This window comes from Gammaproteobacteria bacterium, from assembly GCA_011375345.1.
Lineage (GTDB): Bacteria > Pseudomonadota > Gammaproteobacteria > DRLM01 > DRLM01 > DRLM01.
In genome coordinates this window covers 40,964-58,419 of the sequence record DRLM01000120.1, presented here as the reverse complement: position 1 = coordinate 58,419, position 17,456 = coordinate 40,964, and the positions used below count along the sequence as shown (strand labels likewise).

The following is a 17,456-nucleotide window of genomic DNA, read 5'->3' as shown; positions in this document are numbered from 1 at the left end:
CTGACCTGTTTGATTGCCGCCCGCGAAATACGGGCGCCATTGTGCGAAATGGCTGGTATTTCGCGGGCTCGCATTGACTTGCGCCAATGGCGGCACATCCCTGTGCCGCGCCATTAACCCGACAATCCTAATTGCCGGGTTAATAGTTGACGCTCAACACAAGCTTGGCCACCGGGTTCAGCCAGCGGTGCACGCTGCTGTCAAGATCGCTGACGCCGCCGCTGCTGTCCTGGTCACCCAACACACCGCGGTGGATGTGCACGGCGCTGTTGTTGTCCGCCGTGGCCGCGCCGCTGGCGCCACTGCCGCTGTGCCCGCCGGGATCGGCAGGGATGCCGGGCGCGCCGGGACTGCCCGCGCCGTTGACAATTTCGTCATTGGCTTCGGTGCCGGCATCGTAGGCGTTCAGATAAAAAGTGTAGGTGCCGGCGGTGGCAGGCAGGGTGAGAGCATCCAGGCCCACGAAACCGTCGTTGGTAGGCAGGATCATGGCAACGATGGAAAGCCGGGTGTTCTGGGTGCCGGTGGTGTCCAGCATGGTGGTGGTGCTGGCCCCCGGCTCCAGCAGCCCCGCTGCCGGATTTTCCACGTAAGTGGCGCCCACATTGGCCACATCCGCCACCAGGCCGGACAAGTCGCCGCCTTCCGCCATGGCCTGCAAACTGGCCGATGCGGCGCTGCCCGGCTGAAACAAATGGGTGCTGCTGTCGTGAGCGGCCACCAGCAGCGGGGTGAAATAGCTGCCGTGGGTGAGGTTGGTCAGGGTGATCTGGATGGTGTCCGCCACGGTGGCGGCGGGTACCAGCAGACTCATGGCGAGCAGAGCGGTGGCAGGGCGTGATGTCATGATCAACTCCTTCGGAAGCCAGGTGACGGGGCCGCCCCTCACGGGCGGGCACGGCGGTCAGAGTGGCAGAGGCGTATCACACGGGTTTCACGAAGTGATCACTTTTCTGTCTCGCCGCGACAGCCCGCTCATGCGGCACAGCCGCCATGGCATGCAAGGTCCGCCGTGGCAGACAAGCGGGGCGCAGTCTGTCCAACAGAACGGGACGGCATCGCCGCTCCAGGCGGGAGGCGCTGAACAACGGCTTTTTGGCATGGCTGGTTTCAACTTGCCGGCACGGCTCGTTATACTGAAATCTAGGGCAACAAACCTGCGCGCCAAGTCCAGGCGGGCGGGAATACGGAGTATTTATGACAAAGCGATATCTACTGTCGGCCGCTGCGATACTGGCCGCGACCCTGGCATTGAGCGGCTGCTCCGAGGAGCAGCAAAACAAGCTGTCCCGCCTGGGGGTGACATGGCTGGAAGGCAATTACAGCGTGACGTTTGCGGAAGGCAGCCATGTCAAGAACTGGACCGTGGACGGCGGCAAGGTCACCAGCGATCCGCAAAAAGGTTACTACTATTTTTGGGCCGTCAAGGACGGAAAGAAGTATTACGTGCAGACGCCGATTTCGCGCACCTATATTGAGGAAATCCCCTGACCCGCGGCCTTCCCCCGCCGCCCGCCCGAATAACCGGCGCATGACCCCAAGGCGCCGCATACTGATCTTGTTCGCCCACCCCGCCTTCGAAAAATCCGTGGTGAACAGGCACTTGCTCGCGGCGGCGCAGAGGCTGGCGGGCGTGCACGTGCATGATCTTTACGAAATCTACCCCGATTTCTGCGTGGACGTGCCACGGGAACAGGCCTTGTTGGCGGAGCACGACGTGATTGTGTTCCATCACCCTTTTTATTGGTACAGCACCCCCGCCCTGCTCAAGGAATGGCAGGATCTGGTGTTGGAATACGGTTTCGCTTACGGCCGCCAAGGCACCGCCTTGCACGGCAAATGGCTGCTTACGGCCACCACCACCGGCGGGGAGCGCGCCGCCTATGACGGGGTGTCCCATCCCACCATGTCCGAGTTGCTGGCCCCGTTCAGGCGCACGGCCGACCTGTGCGGCATGCGCTATCTGCCACCCTTCGTGGTGCACGCCACCGACAAGCTGCACCGCTCGCCGCTGTTGGACGATGCGGCCACCCGCTATGCAACGTGCTGCGTGCCTTGCGTGACGGCGCACGCGTGGACGATGTGATGGGCGGCTATTACCTGGTGCGACCGGTGCTGCGCTATATCGCCCAGAGCAGGCTGCGGGAGATGTTCACCGCGGCGGCCTTGCTGCTGGTCATCGGCATCGCCCTGGCCATGCAAAGCCTGGGGCTGCCCCCTGCTTTGGGCACGTTTCTCGCCGGGGTGGTGTTAGCGGAGAGCGAGTACCGCCACGAGCTGGAATCCAATATCGAACCGTTCAAGGGTCTGCTGCTGGGATTGTTTTTCATCTCGGTGGGGGCAAGTATCGATTTCGATCTGCTGCGCCGGTATCCCGAAGTCATCGCCGCCATCGTGGTGGCGCTGGTGCTGATCAAGCTCGCCGTGTTGCTGGCGGTGGGCCGTGTCTTCCGCCTGCCCAGCCGCGACAATGTTTTGTTTTCCCTGGCCCTGGCCCAGGGCGGTGAGTTTGCCTTCGTGCTGTCCGCCCTGGCGACCCAGTCCGGCGTGATGGACGCCAATATCAGCAACCCCTTGGTGCTGTGTGTGGCCGTTTCCATGTTGCTGACGCCGGTGTTGATGCTGATCAACGACAAGTGGGTACAACCCCGCCTGGCGCCGGACATGGCCGCCGGCGCGGCCGATGTCATCGACGAGCACGACAACCCCGTCATCATTCTCGGCTTCGGCCGCTTCGGCCAGCTCGTGGGCCGCTTGCTGCACGCCAACGGCGTGGGCACCACGGTGCTGGACCACGATGCCTCCCGGATCGGGTTTCTCAAAAAATTCGGATTCAAAGTGTTCTACGGCGATGCCGGCCGCCCGGAACTGCTGCACGCGGCCGGGGCCGGGCAGGCGAAACTGCTGGTCATCGCCATTGACGACGAAGAAAAAGCTTTGCACATCGCAGAGCACGCCCGCCAGCACTATCCCCATTTAAAAATTCTGGCGCGGGCCATCAGCCGCTTTCACGCCTATGAGTTGATTCAACGGGATGTCCCGCATGTTTATCGCGAGATGTTCGGCAGCGCCCTGGACCTGGGCGAGGAGGCCTTGCGCCTGCTGGGCTTTCGCGCCTATCAGGCCAGCCGCGCGGCGCGCACTTTCAAGCGGCACGATGTTGCGGCCCGGAGAGAACTGGCCGCTTTGAAACACGACGAGTCGCTGTACATGTCCCGCGCAAAACAGCTCAGGGAAGAGCTGGAGGCCTTGATCCGCAAAGACGATCACGACCTTCTGGAACTACAGGATCAGGCTTGGGACGTGGCGCCGCCGCAGACCCGCCAGAACGAAGAACCACCCCCCCGCAACGGTTGAGGTGTGCGGCAAAACCGTCCACCTTGGCGTTTCAGCGGCGGGACCGTGGGTTCAATCCGAGAAAAGCCACACACTCCGCCGGCAGTTCCCGCACAACGCGCTCCAGGACAGCCTGTTCCTGCTCCGGCCGCAGTAACGTCTTGTGATCACCCACCGCGCCTTTTCGGATAAACGATTCCGGTTTGAAAACAGGCTTGCCGTTCGGCAGGCGGGCGTTGAATTTGTCGCCGTGGCGTTTCATCCAGTCGAAAGAACAATATTCCAGCACGCGTTCTCTTTGCGTCGCCGTAAGCGTCCAGTTGAGAAACGTCAACAGCCGGTCGACAGCGGCGCCCAAATCCCGCACCAGGTCTTCATAGCGCAACCAGAGAATATTGTCTGCGTCGCGCCGGGGCCACCAGCTCGCCACGTTGCGAAACCAGGAACCGAAGCCCATCCATCTGTCGAAGAACGCGTCGAACGATGTGGGCACCGGCACGCCCATGCGTGCGCGGGCCTCATCCGTCATATTGAGCTGGTGGTGATACATGCTCACGCAGCAGTCGCGCGGATCGCGCGAGGTGAGCACGATACGCACTTTGTCGACGCCGGGTGTTTGCGGACAGGTGCAATGGGTTTTGAACACACGGGGATTGGGAATACGTTCAAACTCCGCCAGCCGCTCCTGCCAGGGGCGCCCGTCGCCGGGAAACTCCAGCCACGGCACCACGTCGAAAATACTGGCAAAACCGGCATCACCGCCGCTGCGCAGCTGATGCAGAATCTGCATCATCCAGGTGGTGCCGGCCTTGGGCGCCGTGGTGATGAGCACGTCGCTGGGACGGGCCTGAAAGTGGGCAAGGGCATAGGGGTCATGGACGGGTGAGGGCGTGCCCCATTTGGTGTCGATGGCGGTGCTCATGGTGCTCCTTGTTGCGGATGCCGCGTCATTCAGTTCACCCAAAAAGGCACGATGCACACAGGAAACCTGGCTTTTCAAACAAAAGGGGATTCCTCTGCGGGCTCCGCGTCTTGGGGGTAAGGGTGTGAGTCATTGCTGTCGGGTGAAGCATCGGCACAGTCCATCTTCCCCCCCTTTGAAAAAGAGGGCGCTGGGCGCGCCTCAAGCGTGTTGCAGTTGTTCCTTCAACGCTTCCAAAGTCTCCCAGCGGGCATACGCCCGGGACAGCTCATCGTCCAGCTCGCTCAGGCGTGACTGCGCGGCGCTGATGACGGACTGCTGGGTCTGATAAAACGCTGGCGAACTCATTTTGGCATGCAGCGCATCGCGCTCCGATTCCAGCGTCTCGATCACAGCGGGCAGCGCTTCCAGCTCCCGTTGAGCCTTGTATGAAAGTTTTTTTGCTTTGGGCCGGGTGGGTTTGGCTTCGGTTTTGGATTTGTCCGGCCGCTTTTTTGCTGCCACCGGCGCAGGACGCTGCCGCAGCCAGTCCTCGTAGCCGCCCACGTATTCGTTCACCGCGCCACCGCCTTCGAACACCAAGGTGCTGGTAACCACGTTGTCGAGAAAGGCGCGGTCGTGACTTACCAGCAGCACCGTGCCGCTATAGGCCACCAGCCGTTCTTCCAGCATATCCAGGGTCTGCGCATCCAGATCGTTGGTAGGCTCGTCCAGCACCAAGACATTGGCCGGGCGCAGGAACAGGCGCGCCAGCAGCAGGCGGTTACGCTCACCGCCGGAGAGGGCTTTTACCGGCTGGCGGGCGCGTTCAGGGGCGAACAAGAAACCCTGCAGATAGCTCAGCACATGGCGGCGCTGACCGTTGATCTCAATCATGTCGCAGCCCTGGCCCAGATTGTCCTGCACGGTTTTTTCCTCGTCCAACACGGCACGATACTGGTCGAAGTAGGCCACTTCCAGATGGGTGCCGCGGCGGATTTTTCCTGCGCCGGGTTCCAGTTCACCCAGCAGCAGCCGCAGCAAGGTGGTCTTGCCGGCGCCGTTGGGGCCGATGATACCCACTTTGTCGCCGCGCAATACGGTGGTGCTGAAATCGCGGATCACGGTGCGGCCGGAGTATGCGAAGCTGACCTGTTCCGCCTCCATCACAATCTTGCCCGAGCGTTCCCCCTCCTTAACCGGGAGGCGTGCCGTACCCGTGCGGCTGCAGCGCAGGGCCCACTCTTTTCGCATTTTTTCCAGGGCCCGCACCCGGCCCTCGTTGCGGGTGCGGCGGGCTTTGATGCCCTGGCGGATCCAGGCCTCTTCCCGGGCCAGCTTTTTGTCAAACAAGGCGTTGTGGCGCTCTTCCGCCGCCAGCAGGGCTTCCTTGCGGGCGAGATACTGGTCGTAGGGGCCGGGGAAATCGGTGATCCTGCCGCGGTCCAGCTCCAAAATACGGGTGGCCAGCCGCCGGAGAAAGGCCCGGTCGTGGCTGACGAACAACAGGGTGCCACCCCAGCTCAGCAGGAATTCTTCCAGCCAGGTGATGGCGGCGATGTCCAGATGGTTGGTGGGCTCGTCCAGCAGCAGCAAATCCGGCCCGCTGACCAGGGCGCGGGCCAGCATCACCCGCCGCTTGAAGCCGCCGGAGAGGCTGGCAATGTCCACTTCCGGATCCAGCGCCAGCCTGGACAGCACCGTGTCCACCCGCTGGCTCAGGACCCAGCCCCCGGCGCTTTCCAGCTCCCGCTGGCAGCGCGCCAGTTCGTCCAGCTTGTCGGTTGCGCCCCCGGCGATGGCCTGGGCCAGGACGTGGTAACGCTCCACCAGGGCCCCGGCCCGGCCCAGCCCTTCCGCCACCACGTGAAACACGCTGCCCGCCGTGCCACGCGGCACGTCCTGCACGAGCTGGGCGACACGCAAGTGCTGGGCGCGGACGATCTCACCGTCGTCGGGCACAATGTCCCCGGCGATGAGCTTGAGCAGGGTGGACTTGCCCACGCCGTTGCGCCCCACCAGACACAGGCGCTCGCCGGGGTCGATTTGAAAACTGAGGCCGTCCAGCAGCGGCGGGTGGCCGGGGCCGAGAACCACGTCGCGGAAAATGATCAAAGGCATAGCGCGATGATATTTGAGAGCAGGGATAGGGTATTGTAGCGCCTGTTGCAACTGAAGGCAGGAAACCGATGAAAATCGCCGTCTTATCCGATGTGCACGGCAACATTCCCGCCCTGGATGCGGTGCTGGACGATATCGAGGTCTGGGGCGCCGATGAGATCATCGTCAACGGCGACCTGGTCAGCCGCGGCCCCCGTTCCCTGGCCTGCCTGGAACGGCTCCAAGCGCGCACGCCCAAAGGCCGCTTCCTGGCCGGCAATCACGAAAGCTACGTGATCCATTGTGCCGAAAATCCCGCCGACCCGGCGGACCCGCTGCTCGAGCTGCGCCGCTTTTCCGATTGGACCGCCGCCCAGCTCGGCCCGCTGGTGGCGGAACTCAAAAGCTGGCCGGATCATCTGGACTGGGAAGACATGGACGGCGCCAGCGTGCACATCACCCACGGCTCCCGCCTCGGCCACCGCCGGGGCATCCTGCCCGACATGGGGGAGAAGGAACTGGCGGCACGCCTCGGCACCCCGCGCGATTTGTTCATCTGCTCCCATACCCACCACCCCCTGCGCCGCCAGTTTCACGGCACCGAGGTGGTCAACACCGGTTCCGTGGGCCAACCCTTGGATGGCGATCCCCGCGCTGCCTACGGCCGCTTTGTTTTTCACCGGGGCCGCTGGCAGGCGGACATTGCCCGGGTACCCTTCGACACCGCGCAAGCGGCCCGCGACGTGGTGGACAGCGGCTTCCTTGAAGAATGCGGCCCCATCGCCCGCTTGATTTACCTGGAAGTCACCCAGGCGCGCACCCATGTGGCGGCGTGGCGGCGTCACTACTTGGCGCGGGTGGAGGCGGGGGAGCTGAGTGTGGCGGAGGCGGTGGGACGCTACCTGCAGACTGTGGGAGTCTGAGTCCCCGCCCGGCTTCCCGCTGTTTCTTTGTCACTTCCGGGAATTCAACAACACCCCTTGGGTTTGCGCCCTTCAATGGTGGCCGACAGCACGTAATCGGTAACCGGGTGGTCCGGTGCCCAATCGCGGATAAATGTTTTCGATTCATCCCTGGGTTGGATGCTGACATCGGTGAATCCCGCCGCTTCGATCATTTTCTCCAGCTCGTCAATCAGGGCAGCGCCCCCCATGCAGCCGGCCACCAGCGCGGGATCGTTGCGCATGGCGTCGGGCAACTCGGCGGTGGCCACCACATCGGAGATGGCGAGGCGGCCGCCGGGTTTCAGCACGCGGAAAGCTTCTTTGAATACTTGCGCTTTGTTGGGTGAGAGGTTGATCACGCAGTTTGACAGAATAACATCGGCGGTATTGTCGGCCACCGGCAAATGCTCAATCTCGCCCAGGCGAAACTCGACATTGCGAAACCCGCCCTTGTCGGCATTGGCGCGCGCCCTGCTCAACATGTCCGGCGTCATGTCCACACCGATGACGCGCCCCGATTCCCCCACTTCGTGGGCCGCCAGAAAACAGTCAAAGCCGCCGCCAGCGCCGAGGTCGACGACCACCTCTCCCGGTTTCAGGGCGGCAATGGCTTTGGGGTTGCCGCAGCCCAGGCCCATATCGGCCCCGGCAGGGGCTTTGCTCAAATCCTCTTCGCTGTAGCCCAGGCGGGTGGAGATGAGTTGATTGATCCGGGCATCGTCCGACACACCACAACAACCCGCTTCTATGCCGACACGCTGGTCATTGGCCCGGGCCACCTTGGCATAGGCGCCGCGTACCTTTTGCCGATGGGTGTCGTGTTGCTCCTCGCTGGCCCTGCTGCCGGCAGGCGCGCCGCCGCGGGGCCCACAACAATCTTGCTTGCTCATGGGCATGACCTCTGTTTACTAGGGATTGAAAAACGCGCTGAGTTGTTCCAAAACGCCAGGATCAACCCAGCATTCGACCTTTTTGCCGCGCCGCTCCATGCGCACCAGGCCGGCGCGGTTGAGTTCTTTCAAATGGTGAGACAGGGTGGACGGCGCAATGCCCAGACCCTCTCCCAATTCCCCCACGCAACAGCGGGCGGCCTCTTCGGTGCAGCACCGGGTGCCCGGCTCGCAACAGCTCATGAGGCGATGAAACAGTGTCAGCCGGTGTTCATTGCTCAGGGCCTTGAACTGCCCGGCAAAATGCCTGGTACTGATTTTACTCTTCGACATGTTTCGAATCTTAGAATCTCCTGCACCGACCGTCAAGCGCCAGGTTCCCGGGGGGCCTTGCCCTTTTTGCTGCCGCACTCACCCTCCCAGGCGCTCTCCGCATTGGGACATTGAGACTGCAAGGCGCACCTGATTGGGGCAGGCACTTCACCATGCTGTGCACCGACGTTTCACACAAGCGCCCCACCCGTCCCAAAACAGAGCTTAAGTCACTGATATTCGGCGCCCGGCTTTTCTGGCGCGTTACTTGCTCCACCCGGCCCCAAGTTTTCCCAATCTCCGCTGAGGCAAGCTGACAATGTCCCAGAAATTCAACCTATTGGCTTTTAACAGGCCCAATATCCGCATTTTGCACTACACCTGGTTTGCGTTCTTCATGAGCTTTGTGGTCTGGCTGGGACTGGGGCCCATGATGCCTTTCATCAAAGAGGCGCTGGAGCTGAACGACCAGCAGGCCAAGGTGTTGTTGATCCTGAACGTGGCCATGACCATTCCCGCGCGCATCGTGGTGGGCATGCTGGTGGACAAGCTCGGGCCACGCATCATGTATTCGGGGATTTTGATCCTGGGCGGACTGATCAGCATTGCCTTTGCCTGGTCGGACAGTTACGAGCAGCTGACCATCATGCGTTTCTTGTCCGGTTTTATCGGCGCGGGCTTTGTGGTGGGCATCCGCATGATCGGCGAATGGTTTCCCGCCGGCCAAACGGGCATTGCCCAGGGCATATACGGCGGCTGGGGTAACTTTGGCTCCGCCGGCGCGGCCATGACCTTGCCCCTCATCGCAGCCCATATCGGCGATGCCACGGGCTGGCGCTATGCCCTGACCTTCGCCAGCCTCGCCGCCATCGCCTACGGGGTGGTGTACTACTTCATCGTGTCCAACACGCCCAAGGGCTCGACCTATTTCAAACCCAGGCAAACCGGTGCCATGGAAGTGAGCAACGGCGGCGATCTGCTGCTTTATATCCTGATGAACATCCCTTTGTATCTGGCGCTGGGCGTGCTGACATGGAAGCTGTCACCCGCAGGCATGGGCTTGATCGAGCAGTGGTCCACCTATGTCATCTATGCCGTTCTGGCTGGCGTTTACGGCATCCAGATAGGGAAGATCTGGCACATCAACGGTCATGTCATCCACAAGCCCGCGCCACAGATGATGCGTTACAAATTCAAACAAGTCGCCATTTTGGACTGGGCCTATCTCGTCACCTTTGGCACGGAGCTGGCCGTGGTCTCCATGCTGGCCATGTTCTATGTCAGCTGGTTTGACATGCCCAAAGTCACCGCGGCATTGCTCGCCGGCGTCTATCCCTTCATCAATCTGGTGGCCCGGCCGGGGGGCGGCTGGATCAGCGACAAGATCGGGCGCAAGCTCACCTTGATCATTGTCTTTGCCGGCATCACCGGCAGCTTTCTGTTTTTGGGCTGGGTCGACAAAAGCTGGCCGGTGTGGCTGGTGGTGGCGACGACCATCGTCGCCGGTATCTTCTCCAAGGCGGGCTCCGGGGCGGTGTATGCCATGGTGCCCCTGGTGCAACGGCGGATGACAGGGCAGATCGCCGGCATGGCAGGCGCTTTTGGCAACGTGGGGGCGGTGACCTTTCTCACGGTCAATTCCCTGGTGGACTACGACCGGTTTTTCCTGGTCATCGGGCTGGTGTCCGCCGTGGTGTTTGTGTTGATCGTCTTGTTCCTCGAAGAACCCCGGGGCCAGATGGCGGAGATCCTGCCGGACGGCACGGTGCAGATGATTGATTTGAAGTAAGGCCGCAGGCACCGGCGCCACCGCAGCATCAGAGGCTGGCGGCCCGCCCCTTGGGCCCCAGATCTGCCACCAGTGACGCGCGCACAGGCTCAGGCAGAGGATCCACGCAGCAGGCGTACTCATCGTGGTCAACGCCCACAGCCACTGCTGCACCCTCTTTGGCCGCGGCGATCATCTCCGGCTCAAGCTGAAAGCGCAGAAAGTGCACGGCGGAGGTTTTCTCTGCCGTAGCCCGCGCCAGATCTTCGTCAGCCAGGGCGCGAACGGCAGCGCCGTCACCGACCTTCACCCACACATTGTTTTCGATGCCCAGCAGCCGTTTCAGCCATTCCCGGCGCTGCGCCGGGTCGGGGTATTCCAGCATAAACGTGGCCTTCCAGTTGTCGCCGTCGGGGATCAGAGGGTTATATGCAGCCAGTTCGGCGGCGATCCCTTCCGGCTCGAAGATGCGTTCGATGCGCAGCATTTCCTGGATCTGATACTGCACGGTCAGGCGGTCTTCAAAATACAAAGCGGCATGGGGGCCGATGGACACCCGGCGGTTTTTCTTGTGAGCCAGCACCCGGCTGCGGAAGGCGGCGCGCTGGCGGGCGTAGTCTTCCAAAGACAGCAAGTCTGCGCGTGTCAGCACATTCACAGAGCGTAGGCCTGTCTCAACAGGGTCAGTGGGTGCACCGGGGCGCTGCCATCGTTCAAACCCTGGGCAATCTGATGGCCGGCCATGGGGCAGTCGCTGCTGTAATGGCGGGCCTGGGCTTTTTTTACCCGCCCCACCACGGGGCGGCCGATCTTCATGGCGGTGTCGTGGTACTCGCGTTTGACCCCGTAGGTGCCATCGTGACCGGAGCAACGCTCGATCACTTCAATACGCGTCCCGGGCACCAGGGCCAGGATATCGCGGGTCTTGAGACCGATGTTTTGCACGCGCAGGTGACAGGGCACGTGATAGGCCACGCTACCCAAGGCCCGCTTGAAATCGGTGTTCAACAGGCCGCGCCTGTGCCGCAGGGCCAGGTATTCGAAGGGATCGAAAAACGCATCGCGCACTTTGGCCACCCGCGGGTCGGCGGGAAACAGCAAAGGCAGTTCCTGTTTGAACATGAGCACGCAGGACGGCACCGGCGCCACCACATCCCACTCCTGGTCCACGTATTGCGCCAGGACGGGTATGTTGTGTTCCATGGCCTGGCGCACGGCGTCGAGATCACCCAATTCCAGCTTGGGCATGCCGCAGCAATGGCGGTGCGCCATGACCTGGACGGGAATACCGTTGTGCTCAAACACGGCGAGCAGGTCTTCACCCAGTTGCGGCTCGTTGTAATTGCCATAGCAGGTGCCGAACAAGACCACCCGGCCGCGGGTCTCGGCACTCGCCCGGGCGCTGTGATCAGACTGGTGACCCGCCAGGCGTTTGCTCAGAGTGCGGCTGTGGTAGTCGGGCAAATGGGCCGCAGGATGCACGCCCAGGCATTGGTCGAGCAAGGCCCGCCCCGGCCTGGAGCGGTTGGCAGCATTGACCACCCCGGCCACCACCGGAATCCCCGCCAGACGCCCCACCCAATCAGTGCTGGTCAGCAACTTGTCCCGGGCCCGGCTCTTCCCCGCTTTGTGCTTGACGGCCTTGGCCCGCAGCATCAGATGGGGAACATCCACCTGCCACTCATGGGGCGGCACGTAGGGGCACTTGGTCATGAAACACATATCACACAGGTAGCACTGATCCACCACGTCCCAGTACACCGTCTGCCGGTCCAGGCCCGCCGGCTCGCCGCTGGCTGTCTCGTCGATGGCATCGAACAACAGGGGAAAGGCATTGCACAGACTGAAGCAACGGCGGCAACCGTGGCAGATGTCGAACACCCGGTCCAGCTCCCGGAACAAGGCCTCCTCATGGTAGAAGTCGGGATCCTGCCAGTTCACCGGATGACGGGTGGGCGCTCCCGGAGCGCCTTCGCGCCGGCCGGAACTGCCGCTGTCCTCGCTGGCCATATTGTTTCCTCAGCTCAGATAAAGGCGCGGCGCCGTGAACCCGCCGCCGCGCCGGATGCCCCTTAGCTGTCCAGGCTGTCCAGGGCCTTTTGGAAACGGTTGGCGTGGGACCGCTCGGCCTTGGCCAGAGTCTCGAACCAATCGGCGATTTCATCGAAGCCTTCGTCACGGGCGGTCCTGGCCATGCCGGGGTACATGTCAGTGTATTCATGGGTCTCGCCGGCGATGGCGGCTTTCAGATTGTCGGCGGTGCCGCCGATGGGCAGGCCCGTGGCGGGATCACCCGTCTCTTCCAGATATTCCAAATGGCCGTGGGCGTGACCGGTTTCCCCTTCCGCCGTAGAGCGGAACACGGCGGCCACGTCATTGTAGCCTTCCACGTCAGCCTTGGCGGCAAAATACAGATAGCGGCGGTTGGCCTGGGACTCGCCCGCAAAGGCGGCTTTCAGATTGGCTTCGGTCTGACTGTTTTTGAGGTCCATAGCGCTTCTCCTCTCCTGGGACGGCTGCGAATATTTAGACTATGTCTAAAATCAAGACTGAATTTAACGCCCGGGCACCGGGTCTGTCAACAGACAGCATAGACTGCCCCGGCGCGGCACAGCCCCCCGCCGGGGCACCGCCATCCCGATTGACCCCCGCCGAACATCTACGTTAACCTCGCCCGCGTTTCTGAACAGGGCGGCGCCGTGGCGAAAAAAAGAATTCCCCGTAATTTTGAAGCCTCGCTGAGCGAGCTGGAAACCCTGGTGGAAAAACTGGAGGGCGGCGAGCTGAGCCTGGAGGAATCCCTGCAAACCTTCTCCCGGGGCGTGGAACTCACCCGCGCCTGCCAGCAGGCCCTGGCCGAGGCCGAGCAGAAAGTGGAAATCCTGCTGGAAAAAAACGACCAGGCCACCATCCGCACCTTCGCCGACGACGACAACGCGCCTCCGAAAGACCATGAATGATCTGCTGGCAGGGCGGCTGCCCCGGTGGCAGGCCCGCGTGGAACAGGCCCTGGAGCAACGGCTGCCGGCTGAATCCCTGGCGCCTCAGACCCTGCACCGCGCCATGCGCTACAGCGTGCTGGGGGGCGGCAAGCGGGTGCGGCCCGTACTGGTCTACGCCGCCGCGGAAGCGGCGGGCGCACCGCTGGAGCGGGCCGATGCCGCCGCCTGCGCGGTGGAGCTGATCCACGCCTACTCCCTGATCCACGACGACCTCCCGGCCATGGACGACGACGATCTGCGCCGCGGCCGGCCCAGCTGTCACCGCGCCTTCGATGAGGCCACCGCCATCCTGGCCGGCGATGCCCTGCAGACCCTGGCTTTCGACCTCCTCGCCCGGGATCCCGCCCTGGACGTGGCGCCATCCCAGCGCCTGGCCATGATCCAGACCCTGGCCACCGCCGCCGGCGCCACCGGCATGGTGGGCGGCCAGGCCATGGATCTGGCCGCCGTGGGCCAGACCCTCACCCTGAGCCAACTGGAGACCATGCACGCCCACAAAACCGGCGCCCTGATCCGCGCCGCCGTACGCCTGGGGGGCTTGTGCCATAACGGCATCACCCCGGCGGAACTGGACAAGCTGGAGCGCTACGCCTGCCTGATCGGCCTCGCCTTTCAGGTGCAAGACGACATCCTGGACGTGGAGAGCGACACTGCAACCCTGGGCAAACGCCAGGGCGCCGACCAGGCGCTGAACAAACCCACCTTCCCCGCCCTGCTGGGACTGGAGCAGGCCAAACAACACGCCCGGCAGCTCAGCGCCGAAGCCCAATCCTGCCTCGCCCCCTTTGGCAGCCGGGCCGAGACCTTGCGCGCCATCGCCGCATATATTGTGACGCGCCGTCACTGACCCAACTTGCGCGCCCCCGCCCCACCCCGCATAATTGCTTGTTCTTTAACTAGTACTACGCGGTTTTCACGTCCATGGTCGCCAGCCACGCCTATCCTCTGCTGAATCAGGTCGATTCCCCGGCCGGGCTGCGCGCCTTGCCTGAATCCAAGCTTGGACAACTGGCCCGGGAGCTGCGCGGCTTTTTGATCGAGTCCGTGGGCCGCACCGGTGGCCATCTGGCGGCCAATCTGGGGGTGGTGGAACTGACCGTGGCCCTGCACTACGTCTTCAACACCCCCGAAGACCGGCTGGTGTGGGACGTGGGCCATCAAAGCTACCCCCACAAAATCCTCACCGGCCGGCGCAAAGGCATGGCCAGCCTGCGCCAGACCGGCGGCCTGGCCGGTTTTCCCAAGCGCGGCGAAAGCACGTACGACGCCTTCGGGGTGGGCCACTCCAGCACCTCCATCAGCGCCGCGCTGGGCATGGCCATCGCCGCCGCCCAACAGCGCTCGAAGCGCCGCGCCGTGGCCATCATCGGCGACGGTGCCATGACCGCGGGCATGGCCTTTGAGGCGCTCAATCACGCCGGCGACCTGCACACCGATCTGCTGGTGATCCTGAACGACAACGACATGTCCATCTCTCCCAATGTGGGCGGTCTGTCCAATCACCTGGCGCGCATCCTGTCGGGCAAACTCTACGTGAGCCTGCGGGAGCAGGGCAAAAAGGCCTTGAAGAACGTGCCTCCCGTGTGGGAACTGGCGCGGCGGGCGGAAGAACACGTGAAGGGCATGGTGGTCCCCGGCACCTTGTTCGAAGAACTGGGTTTTAATTACATCGGCCCCGTAGACGGCCACGACCTGCCCGTGCTGGTCAAAACCCTGCGCAATATCCGCGAACTGAAGGGGCCGCAGTTTTTGCACGTGGTCACCCGCAAGGGCAAGGGCTTCAAACCGGCGGAGGACAACCCCTGCGCCTACCACGGCGTGGGCGGGTTCGACCCCCGCACCGGCAAGCCCAGCGCCCGAAAACCCGCCTCCGCCCCGCCCACGTACACGCAGGTATTCAGCCACTGGGTGTGTGACATGGCTGAGCACGAACCCAAGCTGGTGGCCATCACCCCCGCCATGCGGGAAGGATCGGGGCTGGTGGCGTTCTCCCAGCGTTTCCCCGGTCGCTATTTTGACGTCGGGATCGCCGAGCAACACGCCGTCACCCTGGCTGCGGGACTGGCCTGTGAGGGCCTCAAGCCGGTGGTGGCCATCTATTCCACCTTCCTGCAACGGGCCTACGACCAGCTCATCCACGACGTGGCCCTGCAAAACCTGCCCGTGCTGTTCGCCATCGACCGTGCCGGGCTGGTGGGCCCCGACGGCCCCACCCACGCCGGCAGTTTCGATTTGAGCTATCTGCGCTGCATCCCCAATATGGTGATCATGGCCCCGGCGGACGAAAACGAATGCCGCGCCATGCTGAGCACGGGGATCAGCCTGAATCAGCCTGCCGCGGTACGCTATCCGCGCGGCGCGGGCCCCGGCGCCACCATCCGGGACACGCTGACTCCGCTGCCGCTGGGCCGGGGTGAACTGCGGCGCCAGGGACGCGGCATCGCTCTGCTGGCCTTCGGCAGCCTGCTGGCACCGGCCCTGGAAGTGGGCGAGGCGCTGGGGGCCACGGTGGCCAATATGCGCTTCGTGAAACCGCTGGATGAAGCCTTGGTCGAAGAACTGGCCCACAGCCACGAACTGCTGGTCACGCTGGAGGAAAACGCCATCGCCGGCGGTGCCGGCAGCGCTGTGGGCGAAGCGCTGGCCCGCGCGGGCCTGACAGTGCCGCTGCTGCATCTGGGCCTGCCGGACCGCTTCGTCGACCATGGCCGTCACAGCGACCTCATGGCCCAGTGCGGCCTGGACAGCGCCGGGATTCTCGCCCAAATCGAGGCGTTTGCGGGCCGTGATGCCGCCCCGGCCCGGCCCGCCCGGCTGACCACCTGCTAATCCAGCAAGCTATGGACGCATTTTGCGTCTGTCGCAGCTGATCGCGTTTTATCGGAACCATTCATGCCACCACGCTACACACTGAAAGTCATCACCGATTTCGCCGCCGCCCACAGTTTGCGCAACTACCCCGGTGCCTGCAGCCGGCTGCACGGCCACAACTGGAAGGTTGAAGTGGAAGTGATCGCCACCGCTCTGGATGAGGTGGGCATGGGACTGGATTTCAAAGCCATCAAACATGCCGCCAAGCTCGCCGTGGCGGAACTGGACCATCGCCACCTCAATGAGATCCGACCCTTTGACGTGGTCAATCCCACCGCGGAAAACATCGCCGCCTATCTGTATCAGCACGTGGGCGAGGCCCTGAACGGGGCCCGTGTCCGGGTCTCGGCCATCACTCTGTGGGAAACGGACCGGGCCTGCGTGCGCTACAGCGAGGAAGCCGCTCCATGAGCCGCGTCCCCGCATCGCTGCTGGACGTGCAGGGCCAAAACGCCGCGCGCCGCATCGCCATCAACAAAGTCGGCATCAAGGACATCCGCCATCCCATCCGCGTGCCCGGTCCCGGCGGCCGGATGCAGCACGGTGTGGGCGTATTCAGCATGTACGTCAACCTGGCCCCGGCCCACCGCGGCACCCATATGTCGCGTTTCATCCAGCTGCTCAACGCCGGTGAACACGTGGTCTCGGTGGCGGCCATGCACCAACTGTTGGAAAACATCTCCACCACCTTGAACGCATCCCAGGCTTATGCGGAAGTGCGTTTCCCCTATTTCGTCAACAAACAGGCGCCAATGTCCGGCGTATCCAGTTTGCTGGACTACAACGTCACTCTGTCCGGTGAGCGCCGCAATGGCGAAAACCGCATCACCGTCAAAGTCGTGGTACCGGTCACCAGTTTGTGCCCCTGCTCCAAGGAAATCTCCGCTTACGGCGCGCACAACCAGCGTTCCCACGTCACCGTCAGCGCCAGCGGCCGGGAGCCTTTGGGGGTGGAAGCCTTGATCCGGCTGGTGGAAGAGGAGGCCTCCTCAGAAATCTACGGGCTGATCAAGCGGCCGGACGAGAAGTTCATCACCGAGCGCGCCTACGACAACCCCAAATTCGTCGAAGACATGGTGCGCGACGTCGCGGCCCGCCTCGACGCAGAAGCGCGGATTCTGCGCTATACCGTAGCGGTGGAAAACTTTGAATCCATTCACAACCATTCCGCCTACGCCCTGATAGAACGAGACAAAACGGCGCCATGATGCGGGCAGCCACGATCCCGGACCTGGCCGCTTCGCCGCTGTCCCCCTTGATATACGCCACCCCGGGACGCGCGCCCTGAAACACCAACCTTCCCCGGCGCCGGGGCAAAGGCCCGGCAAATGT

At 63.2% G+C, this 17,456-nt stretch carries 18 protein-coding genes; 10 read left to right on the top strand and 8 right to left on the bottom strand.

The genetic code is table 11. The annotated features are described in order from the left end of the window. Nucleotides 1-139: 139 nt before the first annotated feature. Complete coding sequence (locus ENJ19_09160; GenBank protein ID HHM05898.1) at nt 140-847, bottom strand: hypothetical protein; 708 nt, start codon at nt 845-847, stop codon at nt 140-142. Nucleotides 848-1,197: 350 nt separating this feature from the next. On the opposite strand from ENJ19_09160, the gene ENJ19_09155 reads away from it, so the two are divergent. From ENJ19_09155 to ENJ19_09145, 3 genes are read left to right on the top strand one after another with little or no spacing between them, the layout of a single operon-like run. Continuing rightward, a complete protein-coding gene (locus ENJ19_09155) occupies nt 1,198-1,491 on the top strand; it encodes a hypothetical protein (protein HHM05897.1) in 294 nt (97 codons plus the stop codon). Between the two features lie 40 nt (nt 1,492-1,531). Then, nucleotides 1,532-2,086: an NAD(P)H oxidoreductase gene (locus ENJ19_09150; protein HHM05896.1), complete on the top strand. Its 555-nt coding sequence runs from the start codon at nt 1,532-1,534 to the stop codon at nt 2,084-2,086. Further along, nucleotides 2,074-3,357: a hypothetical protein gene (locus tag ENJ19_09145; protein HHM05895.1), complete on the top strand. Its 1,284-nt coding sequence runs from the start codon at nt 2,074-2,076 to the stop codon at nt 3,355-3,357. Before ENJ19_09150 ends, ENJ19_09145 begins: the two co-directional genes overlap by 13 nt. A 31-nt stretch (nt 3,358-3,388) precedes the next feature. On the opposite strand, the gene ENJ19_09140 is transcribed toward ENJ19_09145, so the two are convergent. Both ENJ19_09140 and ENJ19_09135 read right to left on the bottom strand, forming a co-directional pair. Beyond that, entirely contained in the window at nt 3,389-4,258 is an 870-nt protein-coding gene (locus ENJ19_09140; protein ID HHM05894.1) for a sulfotransferase domain-containing protein, read from the bottom strand. Between the two features lie 201 nt (nt 4,259-4,459). Beyond that, a complete protein-coding gene (locus ENJ19_09135; GenBank protein HHM05893.1) occupies nt 4,460-6,358 on the bottom strand; it encodes an ATP-binding cassette domain-containing protein in 1,899 nt (632 codons plus the stop codon). Nucleotides 6,359-6,426: 68 nt separating this feature from the next. On the opposite strand from ENJ19_09135, the gene ENJ19_09130 reads away from it, so the two are divergent. Beyond that, the gene (locus ENJ19_09130; GenBank protein HHM05892.1) at nt 6,427-7,260 is read left to right on the top strand and encodes a metallophosphoesterase; all 834 of its coding nucleotides are present in this window, start codon (nt 6,427-6,429) and stop codon (nt 7,258-7,260) included. Between the two features lie 44 nt (nt 7,261-7,304). On the opposite strand, the gene arsM is transcribed toward ENJ19_09130, so the two are convergent. Both arsM and ENJ19_09120 read right to left on the bottom strand, forming a co-directional pair. Beyond that, nucleotides 7,305-8,171 carry an arsenite methyltransferase gene (arsM, locus tag ENJ19_09125; protein HHM05891.1) on the bottom strand — a complete coding sequence of 289 codons (867 nt, stop codon included), beginning with the start codon at nt 8,169-8,171 and terminating at the stop codon, nt 7,305-7,307. A gap of 18 nt (nt 8,172-8,189) precedes the next feature. Beyond that, nucleotides 8,190-8,504, bottom strand: coding sequence for an ArsR family transcriptional regulator (locus ENJ19_09120; GenBank protein ID HHM05890.1), 315 nt, complete (start codon nt 8,502-8,504; stop codon nt 8,190-8,192). A gap of 298 nt (nt 8,505-8,802) precedes the next feature. On the opposite strand from ENJ19_09120, the gene ENJ19_09115 reads away from it, so the two are divergent. Continuing rightward, nucleotides 8,803-10,272, top strand: coding sequence for an MFS transporter (locus tag ENJ19_09115; protein HHM05889.1), 1,470 nt, complete (start codon nt 8,803-8,805; stop codon nt 10,270-10,272). Between the two features lie 28 nt (nt 10,273-10,300). On the opposite strand, the gene ENJ19_09110 is transcribed toward ENJ19_09115, so the two are convergent. The 3 genes from ENJ19_09110 to ENJ19_09100 form a co-directional block, all read right to left on the bottom strand. Beyond that, nucleotides 10,301-10,909: a DUF3501 family protein gene (locus tag ENJ19_09110; protein ID HHM05888.1), complete on the bottom strand. Its 609-nt coding sequence runs from the start codon at nt 10,907-10,909 to the stop codon at nt 10,301-10,303. Further along, on the bottom strand, nt 10,906-12,261 hold the full coding sequence (locus ENJ19_09105) for a Fe-S oxidoreductase (GenBank protein HHM05887.1): 1,356 nt from the start codon (nt 12,259-12,261) through the stop codon (nt 10,906-10,908). The genes ENJ19_09110 and ENJ19_09105 overlap by 4 nt, the downstream gene beginning before the upstream one ends. Nucleotides 12,262-12,323: 62 nt before the next feature. Next, on the bottom strand, nt 12,324-12,743 hold the full coding sequence (locus ENJ19_09100) for a rubrerythrin (GenBank protein ID HHM05886.1): 420 nt from the start codon (nt 12,741-12,743) through the stop codon (nt 12,324-12,326). Nucleotides 12,744-12,950: 207 nt separating this feature from the next. Here ENJ19_09100 and ENJ19_09095 point away from each other — a divergent pair, with 207 nt between their 5' ends. The 5 genes from ENJ19_09095 to ENJ19_09075 all read left to right on the top strand — a co-directional run bounded on the left by ENJ19_09095 (nt 12,951) and on the right by ENJ19_09075 (nt 17,332). Further along, a complete protein-coding gene (locus ENJ19_09095) occupies nt 12,951-13,211 on the top strand; it encodes an exodeoxyribonuclease VII small subunit (protein HHM05885.1) in 261 nt (86 codons plus the stop codon). Beyond that, nucleotides 13,204-14,100 carry a (2E,6E)-farnesyl diphosphate synthase gene (gene ispA, locus ENJ19_09090; GenBank protein HHM05884.1) on the top strand — a complete coding sequence of 299 codons (897 nt, stop codon included), beginning with the start codon at nt 13,204-13,206 and terminating at the stop codon, nt 14,098-14,100. The genes ENJ19_09095 and ispA overlap by 8 nt, the downstream gene beginning before the upstream one ends. 74 nt (nt 14,101-14,174) lie before the next feature. Beyond that, nucleotides 14,175-16,082, top strand: coding sequence for a 1-deoxy-D-xylulose-5-phosphate synthase (locus ENJ19_09085; GenBank protein ID HHM05883.1), 1,908 nt, complete (start codon nt 14,175-14,177; stop codon nt 16,080-16,082). A gap of 63 nt (nt 16,083-16,145) precedes the next feature. Beyond that, nucleotides 16,146-16,535, top strand: a complete 390-nt coding sequence (gene queD / locus ENJ19_09080; GenBank protein ID HHM05882.1) for a 6-carboxytetrahydropterin synthase QueD — start codon at nt 16,146-16,148, stop codon at nt 16,533-16,535. After that, a complete protein-coding gene (locus tag ENJ19_09075) occupies nt 16,532-17,332 on the top strand; it encodes a GTP cyclohydrolase I FolE2 (GenBank protein HHM05881.1) in 801 nt (266 codons plus the stop codon). Before queD ends, ENJ19_09075 begins: the two co-directional genes overlap by 4 nt. Nucleotides 17,333-17,456: the final 124 nt, after the last annotated feature.